Origin of the sequence: Chryseobacterium sp. MDT2-18 (genome assembly GCF_030815285.1) — a bacterium.
Taxonomy (GTDB): domain Bacteria; phylum Bacteroidota; class Bacteroidia; order Flavobacteriales; family Weeksellaceae; genus Kaistella; species Kaistella salivictor.
In genome coordinates, this window is record NZ_JAUSWQ010000004.1 from 77,776 (window position 1) to 89,840 (window position 12,065).

General features: G+C 37.6%; 7 protein-coding genes. 2 read left to right on the forward strand and 5 right to left on the reverse strand.

Annotated features, from left to right (window positions below):
- Positions 1-40 precede the first annotated feature (40 nt).
- The 5 genes from QF004_RS05620 to topA all read right to left on the reverse strand — a co-directional run bounded on the left by QF004_RS05620 (position 41) and on the right by topA (position 9,907).
- Positions 41-1,030 carry a glycosyltransferase gene (locus QF004_RS05620; RefSeq protein ID WP_307423779.1) on the reverse strand — a complete coding sequence of 330 codons (990 nt, stop codon included), beginning with the start codon at positions 1,028-1,030 and terminating at the stop codon, positions 41-43.
- Between the two features lie 4 nt (positions 1,031-1,034).
- Positions 1,035-2,576: a hypothetical protein gene (locus QF004_RS05625; RefSeq protein WP_307423781.1), complete on the reverse strand. Its 1,542-nt coding sequence runs from the start codon at positions 2,574-2,576 to the stop codon at positions 1,035-1,037.
- A gap of 63 nt (positions 2,577-2,639) precedes the next feature.
- Positions 2,640-3,716 (reverse strand): arginase family protein, encoded by a 1,077-nt coding sequence (locus QF004_RS05630; RefSeq protein ID WP_307423784.1) that lies wholly within the window; start codon positions 3,714-3,716, stop codon positions 2,640-2,642.
- 83 nt (positions 3,717-3,799) lie between these two features.
- The gene (locus QF004_RS05635; RefSeq protein ID WP_307423787.1) at positions 3,800-6,907 is read right to left on the reverse strand and encodes a T9SS type A sorting domain-containing protein; all 3,108 of its coding nucleotides are present in this window, start codon (positions 6,905-6,907) and stop codon (positions 3,800-3,802) included.
- Positions 6,908-7,333: 426 nt separating this feature from the next.
- The gene (topA, locus tag QF004_RS05640) at positions 7,334-9,907 is read right to left on the reverse strand and encodes a type I DNA topoisomerase (RefSeq protein WP_307423789.1); all 2,574 of its coding nucleotides are present in this window, start codon (positions 9,905-9,907) and stop codon (positions 7,334-7,336) included.
- A gap of 127 nt (positions 9,908-10,034) precedes the next feature.
- On the opposite strand from topA, the gene QF004_RS05645 reads away from it, so the two are divergent.
- Entirely contained in the window at positions 10,035-10,535 is a 501-nt protein-coding gene (locus tag QF004_RS05645; protein WP_307423791.1) for a DUF2062 domain-containing protein, read from the forward strand.
- A gap of 69 nt (positions 10,536-10,604) precedes the next feature.
- Entirely contained in the window at positions 10,605-12,056 is a 1,452-nt protein-coding gene (locus QF004_RS05650; protein WP_307423794.1) for a sensor histidine kinase, read from the forward strand.
- The last annotated feature ends 9 nt before the right edge of the window (positions 12,057-12,065 follow it).

The window sequence follows — 12,065 nt, forward strand, 5'->3', positions numbered from 1 at the left end:
AAAAATAGGATGTAGAATTGGCATCAATAATGTTGTGTTTTTATATTAATTTTCTCATCAATTGACCGAGCCCCGAAAAATAAAGGATATAATAAATTTTTTTCCTTAAAGACAAAGATAAGAGATAATTCTTTTCAAATCGTTGATAGATTAATATTTCTTTCATCGAAATATGATGATTTTCAACAAAGGTCTTCAGCGCTTTTTCCATCTTCTGATAAGCGTCCTCTTCTTTTACAAAAGCCAGGTAGGCCAGATAAGTATAAACGCCTTCCAGAATATTGAAATTCTTAAGTTCTGCCTTTCTATCTGCATACTGTGATTTTTCAAAAGCAGCATTCACCTCTTCTACCGCTTTCAGAATATCTAATCCTTTTCTGCTATGGTTTTTTGTGATAGAACCGGTTCGTTCTAAATATTGATAATGGTAATTCTGCGTTTGTGCAACCGTTTTACACTTCAATAATAATTGGGGAATCAACTGAATATCCTCAAAATGAACGCCTTTTTTAAATCTGCTGTTTTCAAAAAGTTCTCTTTTGAAAATTTTATTACAGGCGAAATAAGAAAGATCTGAAAAAACGGAAAAATTTTCCCGCAGATCTATTTTTTCAGGCATATTAGGAATCTGCGTCAGTTTCTGAGAAATATTTCCTTGCTGATCAACTTTCTGCAGATTACAGATCACCATTTCTGCGTCATGTTTTTGGGCTAAAGTATACATCTCTTCAAACATCGTTTTCGAAACCTCATCATCACTGTCTACAAAACCGATAAATTCGCCCGTTGCTTTATCTAAACCAAAATTCCGGGCATCGCTCAAACCGCCGTTTTCTTTAATAAAGGATTTTATTTTTAAAGGAAATTGTTCTTGAAATTCATCAATGATCTTTTGAGACTGATCCGGACTTCCATCGTTTACAACCAGAATCTCGATATCCTTCAAAGTCTGATTCACCAAAGAATCCAAACATTTTCTAAGGTATTTCTCCACCTGATAAACCGGAACAATTATCGAGATTTTGGGCATGTCATTATGGTTTTTCAGAACGTTTTTTATAGAGAAAATAATCCTTACCGATGGGTCTAATTTGGTAAATCCATTTCAAAACTGACGGCGCATTATCGTGAATTCTTGCGATAGGATATGTTTTCAGCAGCTTGTAATCGCGATTAAAATCCGCCCTGTTTTCCGGCTTCATTTTATAAAAACTGTTGATATCTCCTGGCTTTTTCGCAATGGTCAGAATATAATCGGGATGAAACTTTACCACTGAATTCATCCACCAGTATTCTTCATCTTTCAGCATTTCATCATTTATCCTGGCATTCACCAAACCGACCTCATCGTAAGTATAAAGTCCCGTATAGAAAGGAATAATCCCAGCCGGCTCCAACAAAATCGATTTTCCGATACCCACTTTATCTTTATTAATATCTGCCGCGATGCTCATCCTCTGCCGTTCTTCCATATAGCCGACCGTGCAGGACTGCAGCATTTGAAAAACATACAACCCAACAAATACAATAGAAATCCCCAGCAGAACAATTTTCTTTTTCCAGGTATTAACGCTCAAAAAATAATACAGAATTACCACAAAAAGAAAAACCCGCGGAATCCAGTAATACCAATCGAAGTACGCTTTAAACAAAGAAAAGACGGTAATTTTCGCCAGCGCAAAAACAAGAACCGAAACCAATATTACTTTGGAAGTTAAAGTTCCGGCTTTTTTGTTTTTAATAATTTTAAAAACCACATAACTCAAAAAGACAAGGAAGGCAACGAAAAGCAAAAAGCTGAACAATCCGTATTTCTTGATCAAACCACCATAATACGCCCATTGGTAAAGCAAAAATTCAATACTGTTATTCTGCATTAAATTTTTATAGGCGATTTTTTTGGCCGTAATCGTATGATTTACAATTTCGCCGAAATACAGATAATTGAAACCAACCACCGTTGCAACTCCTATGACTCCGCCTAAAATATAAATAAAGTTAATTTTTCTTTTAAGATAAAAATCTGCCAAAAAGAAAATCCCAAGAAAAATCACGGCATCCATTCTTGTCCAAAGCAGAAGAACCGGAAACAGGAAATAGGCCCATTTTTTATTTTTATAAAGTCCGAAATAAATGAGTCCATTATAGAGGAAAAACAAAATCCCATACTCCATTCCGAGAAAAGAAGCGGTTAAGGCAGGTGGTGTAATATTGAGCAATAAAACAAAAAAGCCACGTTTCATCACCTCATCCGGAAAAAGAATTTTCGCCATCCACCATGATCCGACCGCAAACAGAATTCCACTAAAAACAAGCAGAGGATCAATAAAATTTCGGCCAAAAATCAGCTGGAAAAACGCTGTTACAAAAACATATAAATGCGTAGTAGAAGCAGAAATTCTTTCATCACCATTAAAACCAATGACTCCGTATTTTACCAAATTTCTCGCAACCCGCCATGTAATAAACGAATCTTCCTGAATATTTCCGGTAAAAAGCAAAGGGATCTTCACCAAAACAGCAAGAAGAATAAGCATGAAAGGAGCGTTGAAAACCCTGGACAGAATTATTTTCATTGGTGTGTTTAAAAAGCTAAAATAAGTATTTTAATCTATCCGCGTCATCTGCCCCGAACCGGGTTAATTTCTCAGAAAACGGGGATTTATGAATCCTCTTTTTGCGGCTTCATAATCCGACAGCGAGCACGGAATTAAATTTTCTTCTTTCTCCTCATCACCGAAATACCACAGATCGCTGAAGGTCTCCCGCTGGAAAGCATATTTCCGGTCATCGATCATCAGCCAAAAGGTTTCAAATGATCTTTCAACCGGATGAGATTTCTGAATATTAATTCCTTCGATGAGGTGCCAAATCATTTGTGCTAAAAGCTGATGATTCAGAAAGTACCGTGAATTGGCATTATAATTAAAGATGCCTGCAGATTTTAAGTTCTGGCTCAGACCGGTTTCTTTCATATAAGCGCAGATTTCTCTTTTATTTAAACCGTTGACTTGCGGATTTACAGAAAAACCATCGCCCATACTTTCTACCGCGTCACAGTTTAAAGTCACCAAATCTGCACGGCGGAAAAACGGCTCTGTTTTTTCGGTACTGTTCATTAATTCCGCCAAACGCACGACATCGAACTCTACTTCTTTCATCAGTTTCACCGAATCCATTTCATTCAGGTGTTTCTGATAACCAAGATGGTGGTAATTTTTAATATCGAAAGTTTTGGAACTTAAAATTTTAGAAAGAAAATTTTTCTCTGTCAACTCTTCACCATCATTTGCCAAGGAAATAAGATTGGAAATCTGAGTATAATTACTGTTTTTCTGATGAAAACTCAAGGCAGAAAAAAGCGTAAAAGCCAGATCATTGCTGCCGCCAACAACAACCGGAATCGCATTTTTTTGATGACACACCGACAAAACTTCCTGCAAAACATAATGCGTATCCTGATGAGACCTTCCGGAAATCAGATCTCCCAAATCACAAACCGGAACTTCAAAATCTAATTTCGACAATTGATAGAGTTCTTTTCTCACCTGTCTAAAATCGAGAATTTCTGCTGTACCATTTTCAATTCCGCGGTAATCTGAACAAAAGATAAGCACGATCCCGTTTTCTTGTATTTCATGGGAAATAATGTTTCCGAGTTGCCATTTTTCGGTTTTCACTGCTTTAGGCGGAAGGAGAATGTCTTCGAGGTTCATAGTAGGAATTATTGATTTTGAACAAAAATAACAAAAAAAGCACCACCAAACGGTGATGCTTTTACTTTAAAATTAAATAATAACTATTGCTTGATTATTTTCTTGGTAATGAAAGACTGATCCTTCATTATAATTTTAACAATGTAAATTCCGTTCAGTAAATTTCTGGCTATTACACTTCCATTTTCTACTTTTGTTTTCAATACTAATTTACCGCTTAGATCATACAGTTCGACAAACTGCGCGTCTTTGCTGTTAATTGTAAATTGATCTTTAAATGGATTGGGATACAGATCTACAGGCTTGCTGTCCGTCGGAATTACAACTTCCTCCGAATTCAGGACTGCTCCTCCATTAACGTGCGAGGTCGGCACTCCCAGCAATCTTTTTTCATCTTTGGCGCATCGAACAGACATTCCCGCCTGTGGATAAACGGCAGTTCCGGTTTGCATCTTGGTTCCCTGAAACTGCATCGCAAGCGCATATCCTGTATTGTAATCCGCCATAGCAGCAGTCCAAACGCCGGATCGGTCAAACGATATTTTATTTTCGCCAAGCTCGCCGCGAGTTCCGTCTTTCGGGAAATTTCCGATTGGGAAGAGTGCATTTTCAAATTTCCAGCCGTTATTTCCGGCAACAGTTCCGGAGTAATAGTTGGCGATATCGTGCCACTGATCCTGAATAACGCCCGCTTTTCCATAGGCATCTTTCTGGTAACCGTTGAACCATGGGGAATTCCCTTTGGATCCTGTATAAAGGTTGGTTAAAGTAACATCCGGTACCCGCCATCCTTCAGGGCAAGGATCGAACGGTGATTTTTTATCGGCGTGTCCCCATCGGTTGTCTGCAGCGGCTCTTTCATCTGAAACCCAGTCTCTTACTTTCGTTAAATCATTGCTGTAATGATTTCCGCCATCATATATTTTTCCTGTTCCCGAATGATATAAGAAACGCAAAGGATTTTGAACCGAATAAAGCATATTTTCTGCTATTTTCTTGTGTTTCCTGGCATTTTTAGATCCATAATTTTCGTAAGCCACGGTTTGGGCATTCAGATAATCATCGGCACCAGTTTCATTAAAACTAAGAAGCATTCCTTTAAAAGCATCCCCGGGTTTCAAGTTCGAACCGTTACCGGAGGAAGTATAAATTACTTTTGGATTCCCTTCCTGAAATAAAGGCAGTGGATCTTTTCTTCCCCACTGGTAATGAAGACCGTTTGCTTTTCCTGATTCCAAAGCATTACTTTCTGCCCCTAAATTCCTGTCCATAAAAACAGTGAGCATCGGAGGCGACTTGCTTACTGTTGGATTCACAAAATTATAAGAAGTCGGTGCGGGAGTTTCCGTAAGATAAGTAATTGGCTTCGCGGTGGGATCGTCGTTGGTAGCCCAAATATGCCAACTCCAAAGTGCAGGACTGTTTACATCACCGTTATGAAGAGAGATTACCGCGTTTCCGGTTTCGCCAAGCACTGTATTTACCGCAATCACCGAGCTTCTTAAATCTGCCGGATTGGGTTTAAGTGTAACTTCGGAAATTAAATTTTTATTAGTGGTCCAAAGTACTTTCGCCTGTAAATTGTCCGTCGGTAAAGTTCCGTGGTCAGAAAGATATTGGTTATAAACAGAAAATGCTTTATTAACAGGAATCTCTATATTTCTTTCATTAATAATGATGTATGAGTTCGGATCATCCAATCCTACGCGGTAGTCTTCTTTTTGGGAGATATAATATTGGGTGGCAAAATCACCGATTTTTGAAAGATTGGGATCTCTCATACATTTTACGGCATTTCCGGATTTTGTAGGATTGGTCTGATTCACAAAAATCTCATGAAGACCCACAGAAGTGGTGCTGCGCATCGGATCCGAGATCATAGAAAATAATCTTGCTCCATCGTAAGCATAAGTCGCACTCCAGATTCCTCCGTTTGCGGCATTATCCTGAAACACAATCCCTACAGGTGCATCAGGCGAGACCGAATTGGGATAATAAACATAGCCGCCTGAAACCGGCACAAGTCCTAAATTCCGCACTCCACCCTGCGCGTTGCTGAAATCCATTCCTAAACCAGGATACACTTTAACACCATCTAATCGGGCATTAACAGCATTTGGAGAAATTTGTCTCGCAGCCACATCTATATCATCATTTGCACCGCTGTTTTTTCTTCCGAAAAAAGACAAATTATTATTCATTGTTTCCCTTCCATAATAAGACGGAATTCTCCAGCCATTCGGACAGGGATCCAATTCTGATTTTAATTCGTAGGAACTGCTTTCCTTTTTTAAAGAGGCATCAGAACTGCTTGCATTGCTGTTTCCGCCTTTTGCATTGTCTGACCACAAATCCCAGGTCTTATAATCAGGACTTGCTCCCGCAACTTTATATCTGCTGCTGGAAAACCAGTTGCCATTCGCATCAGTATTCACGATATAGGTAATGGGATTATTTACTGAATATTGAATGTTTTTTTCAATTTCATCAAATGGCCTCACCGCAACCGGAATTGTATTCACCGGATCGATGCCGGGGTGTTTTAAAACACCTACTTCCCCGGAAATTTCGTAAAAGTTGGCGTCTTTGTACACCAGCGGTGGAAAAGGATCTTTCCTTCCCCATTCATACATTAATCCACCCGACTTCTGCCATTGATTGTCTAAAAAACTGTTGCTGGCTGCACCCAGATTACGATCCATATACTGAACAGTAATCAGTTTTCCGTCAATATCAGTTTCAAATCCCTGGGTATAGGCCACTCCGTTTTCCGGATTATCGGTTACCCAGATATGCCAACTCCAGTAAATGGTCCCATTCACTTTGAAAGCGACCACTGCATTTCCCTTGCCTTTTCCTTTATTTATTTCTACAATAATTTTCGAATCAGACGGTTTTGAGCCACTTTCAATACTTAAATTCTCCACCAATCCGGGCACGTCTTCCCAATACAGAGAAGCGGTTTGCACTCCTGCGGGGATCGGACTTGGAGCGCCATTCGTTTTTAAATATTCGTAATTAGCCCACATTTCATAGGCCTTTAAAACGGGAATTTTTATACCGCCGTAATTATTGGCATCTGCAAGATCTACATCGTAAATGTAACTATTTGGTGCCTTTGCTCCATTAGAAGTTTGCGAATAGAGAAAACTTGCGAAAAAACAATAAATTATTAATTGATATTTAATCATTTGTAAAAAAATTATAGAATTATTATAATTTTTTTAACATCCTTTGTGTGTTTTGTGTCGGTTTTTTTCGTATTTGTGACGAGCCAAATTTAATAAGATTTCGATACAAATGCCCTCTTTTTTAAAAAAGAAACGCTGTTTAAATTTTATTAAATGTGCTCAGTTTTTCACATTCCATCGCTCAGTTTAGTACAAACGTGCTTTTTCAGAGAACAAAAACTTTCAGAAACCAAACTCGAAACCACATTTAAAGACCTGTGTTTAAATTAATTATCATCAAAATAGGGAATTTTGACGCTAATTTTGGAATTGAAATTCATTTTTAAGTCCCAAAAAATAAGGGGAACGCTCAAAATTTTTTTTAAAACAAAAAAAAATCTTCAAATGACAAGCATTTGAAGATTCTAATTTTAAAAAAAATACTGTTTATTTCTTTTTCGGTGCTGCTTTTTTTACAGGAGTTTTTTTAGCAACCGCTTTTTTAGCAGCAGGTTTCTTCGCAGCCGCTTTTTTAGGTTTCTCTTTAAAAGCATTTTTATCCTGAGCGGTAATCCAGCTTTTCACTTCTTCCAAAGAAACTTCGGCCAGTTCTTCGGCAGTAAATTTTTCGTCTTTTTTATTTTTAGGAATTTTAAAAATGTTTTTTCCAAGTTTTACAATAGGACCCCATCTCGCATTTTCTATAGAAATTTTTTCTGCTTCCCACTGCTGAATATAGCGGTTCGCTTCTTTTTCCAACTTGGCTTCAATCAATTCATTAATATCACTTTGCGAAAGATTTTCAAAATCATAGCGCTTGGGAACATTGATGAACATTGATTGAAATTTAATAAAAGGCCCGAACCTGCCTGTCCCTTTGGTGACCGGTTCTCCTTTATAAGTCGCAATCGGTGCATCGGCGAGTTTCTTTTCATTGATGATTTCCTCTGCTCTTTCCTGAGTGACAGAAAGCGCGTCTTCGCCTTTAGGAATACTGATGAAAGCATCGCCCCATTTCACGTAAGGTCCAAATCTTCCGACGCCAATCGTTACCGTTTGACCTTCGAAATCATTTAGGTCAAAAGGGATTTTGAATAATTCCAAAGCTTCTTCTAAAGTAATGGTTGCGATATTCTGGGTCGCCATCAAACTTGCGAAAATTGGTTTTTCCTCATCATCCTGTTCGCCAATCTGCACCATCGGTCCAAATCTTCCAATTCTGGTTAAAACGTTTTTTCCGGATTTTGGATCTACTCCCAAAATCCTTTCACCGTTTGCACGATCCGCATTTTCTTCTACATCAGCAATTCTCGGGTGAAAATCTTTGTAAAAACCCTGCAAAACATCTTTCCACTTTTCTTCGCCATTTGCGATATGGTCAAAATCCTGCTCTACTTTTGCCGTAAATCCATAATCAAGGATTTCTGCAAAATTCTGGGTCAGGAATTCATTCACAACTTCACCAATATCGGTTGGGACAAATTTATTTTTATCTCCACCAAACTTTTCGGTCAACACTTCTTTTTTAAGATTGGTTTTCCCCAAAGTCATCTTCATGATTTCGCGCTCCTGTGGAATAATTTCTCTCTTATCAACGTATTCGCGATTCTGAATCGTCTGAATAGTCGGCGCATACGTTGACGGTCTTCCGATCCCGAGTTCTTCTAATTTCTTAACCAAACCGGCCTCGGTATATCTTGCTGAAGGACGGGAGAATTTCTCGGTCGCTTCTATTTTTTTATACTCTAAAGCTTCACCAACAGAAACTTTCGGCAATAATTTTTCGTTGTTTTCTTCATCGTCATCCTCGGCTTTTACAATACCATAAGCTTTAAGGAAACCATCGAAGATAATCACTTCTCCCTGCGCTTCAAAATGCTGCGGAAGTTTTGCATTCCCGATTTCAATAACTGTTTTCTCGATTTTGGCATTCGCCATTTGAGACGCTAAAGTTCTTTTATAGATTAACTGGTATAATTTATTCAATTGCACATCACCTATCGTTTTCACTGAAAAATCGGTCGGACGGATTGCTTCGTGAGCTTCCTGCGCCGTGGCTGATTTGGTGGTGTAGTTTCTTGGATTAGAATATTCTTCGCCATACTCTGAAAGAATCTGCGCTTTTGCTCCGTTAATCGCTTCCTGAGAAAGATTCACGGAATCGGTTCTCATATAAGTAATATATCCTTCTTCGTACAATCTTTGAGCAACTCTCATCGTGGCAGTTACACCATAACCCAGTCTGTTACTCGCTTCCTGCTGTAAAGTTGACGTTGTAAAAGGTGCAGAGGCGGTGCGGGTTCCCGGTTTTGTCTCCACATTTAAAACTTTAAAATCGGTATTTTTACATTGATTTAAAAAATCTTCTGCTTCTTTTTCCTGTACAAAATCTTTCTTGAGTTTTGCGGTGATTTCCTGTTTAGCGTTATTAAGAAAAATACCTTCGAGTTTAAAAGTAGATTTCGGCTGGAAACCTCTGATCTCCAATTCTCTTTCTACCACCAAACGCACGGCCACGGATTGAACACGTCCTGCAGAAAGTCCGGTTTTTACTTTTTTCCAAAGAACCGGCGACATTTCAAAACCTACAATTCTGTCGAGAATTCTTCTGGCCTGCTGTGCATTGACCAAATTCTGATCGATTGCTCTGGGGTTTTCAATCGCTTTTAAAATGGCATTTTTTGTAATCTCATGAAAGACAATTCTTCTGGTATTATCGTCCTTCAATTTTAATTCCTGCGCCAGATGCCAGGCGATAGCTTCTCCTTCGCGGTCTTCATCGGAAGCCAACCAAACAATGTCTGCTTTTTTCACTGCGGCTTTCAGTTCGGTTACCAGTTTCTTTTTATCTGCAGAAACTTCATAATCGGGTGTAAAAGTTTCCAGGTCGATTCCCATTCCTTTTTTAGGCAAATCCCGGATATGACCGAAACTTGATTTCACCTCGAAATCTTTCCCTAAATATTTTTGAATCGTTTTGGCTTTTGCCGGTGATTCTACAATCACTAAATTTTTTGACATCCTCGAAATTTTTGCAAAAGTAGAAGTTTTTTTTTAATACTGCGTTTTTCACTTTTATTTCACCGCTTTTACTTTAGAAATAAAAAAGAAACAAAACCCTTACATTTGCGGTAAACAGAAACTGATTTTGAAAAAATTCATTCACAATACCATTCAAAGTCAAAAGGTTTTCTACCGCTATTTCCGCAAAAAAGGACTCAAAAGATTCTTAAAGGAGAATGTTTTAGAAAGCACCGGCAGCAATGAAACCAAAGCAAAATCTATTGCCTTGGGCGTTTTTATTGGGCTTTCGCCATTTTGGGGTCTGCATTCTTTTCTGGCAGTTACTTTATCTGTGTATTTTAAACTGAACAAGCTTTTGACTTTTATGTCCGCACAGGTTACCTTTCCTCCTTTGATTCCGTTAATCATATTTCTGTCGATGATGGTAGGCGCTCCTTTTGTGAGCAACACAACCAGTTTAGAAAATCAAAGTTTCGATTTTGAATTTATCAAAAACAATTTAACACAATATATTATAGGGAGCTTTATTTTATCGGTAGGCTGTGCTGTGATTCTCGGCTTTCTGTCTTATTTCATTCTTGAAAGATTTAATCCGCAGTCAAAAAATGACGTAAAAAAAACTTAAAAATTCTTAATCCAATTGATAACCAGAAATTTAAAATACATACTTTTGCAGCAACCTTGGTAAACAAATATGTCACAAGTATTCAACACTATTATTGAGCGAGATACTTATGGCAGCATATTATATGCTGTTCTCGGCGGATTGCTTTTACTATCTATTTATCATTTGGTGCTTTTTTTTCAAAACCGGGATAAATCTTATCTTCTTTACAGTTTCTACACTTTTTTTTCATTTTTAGCTTATATTCCGGTTGCCGAAGGTGGCTTTCTGTTTGACCTTTCCAAATATTTCAATCTTGATTTCCGGTCGAAACAGTTTTTCACCATCATTTTCAACTGTCTTTATTTTTTGTTTTTCGTTCAGTTTTTGAGGGTGAAAAAGCGGAGTAAAAAATGGCATAACATCATTGTTTATCCTGTTTTTATTTTAATAACGATCGCGACGGTTACTTTTCTTATCCTGAAGTCTGGCATTTCAGATTTTTATTTTGATTCTTTTAAAGGAATATTTCCTTATTTAATAGCCTTTCACACAATAATTTCCTTTTATATTCTCACCAAGGTTAAAAATAAACTTAAATATTATATTATTTTTGGTGGAATTATGCTATTCATCTGCTCTATTTTGGGAGAACGTTCGGTTCGGGAATTCCCTTTTTTAAATTTAACGGTAAGAATGGGTGACTTCATTTATTTTGCCGGGTTGGTTGTTGAAAATATTGCTTTTTCATTTGCCTTGGGACACAGGCAAAGAATGAACTATCACGAGAAAGTTGCTTATAACAGAAACCTGATTTCGGAAATGAAGAAAAATGAAGAGCTGAAGGATAAAATAAATCTGCAGCATCAGAAGAGACTTTTAGCAGAAAATGACCGCATCAAATACCAGCAGGAAATTTCTGCCCTGAAACTTTCTATTCTGCAAAATCAGATGAACCCTCACTTTATTTTCAATGCTCTTAATTCAATAAAATATTACATTTTAGAGCATGACACCGAAAATGCAGTGAATTACCTCACCAAGTTTTCGCAAATCATCCGGACGATTTTGGTTTCTTCCACCGTGAAAGAGTTTACTTTAGATCAGGAGTTGCACACGATTAAAGTGTATGTAGATATTGAAAATTTAAGATTTACCAAAAAAATTGACTTCAATATCGTCATTGATGAACAAATAAATTCGGAAAAAATAAAACTTCCGCCAATGGTTTTGCAGACGTTCATTGAAAACGCGATTTTACATGGTGTTGCCACGCTGGACCATAAAAAAATCACTATAAATGTTTTGCGCAAAAACCAACAACTCGAAATCCGAATCAGTGATAACGGAGTTGGCAGAAAAGAAGCGGCAAAAAACCGAAGCCGCCGTAACAATTCGAGTAAATCATTAGGAACTAAAATAGCCGATGAAATGCTGAAAAACTATTTCGGACCTGAATCATATAAAATCAAATACTACGATTTGCACAAAAATGATCAACCCACAGGAACCATGGTGGTTTTAGAAATTCCCATTCCATAATCTTTAGCA

Bases quoted from the DNA above. Each gene is read 5' to 3' on its own strand.
- QF004_RS05620 (WP_307423779.1), bottom strand. From the start codon at position 1,030: ATGCCCAAAATCTCGATAATTGTTCCGGTTTATCAGGTGGAGAAATAC.
- QF004_RS05625 (WP_307423781.1), bottom strand. From the start codon at position 2,576: ATGAAAATAATTCTGTCCAGGGTTTTCAACGCTCCTTTCATGCTTATT.
- QF004_RS05630 (WP_307423784.1), bottom strand. From the start codon at position 3,716: ATGAACCTCGAAGACATTCTCCTTCCGCCTAAAGCAGTGAAAACCGAA.
- QF004_RS05635 (WP_307423787.1), bottom strand. From the start codon at position 6,907: ATGATTAAATATCAATTAATAATTTATTGTTTTTTCGCAAGTTTTCTC.
- topA (WP_307423789.1), bottom strand. From the start codon at position 9,907: ATGTCAAAAAATTTAGTGATTGTAGAATCACCGGCAAAAGCCAAAACG.
- QF004_RS05650 (WP_307423794.1), top strand. From the start codon at position 10,605: ATGTCACAAGTATTCAACACTATTATTGAGCGAGATACTTATGGCAGC.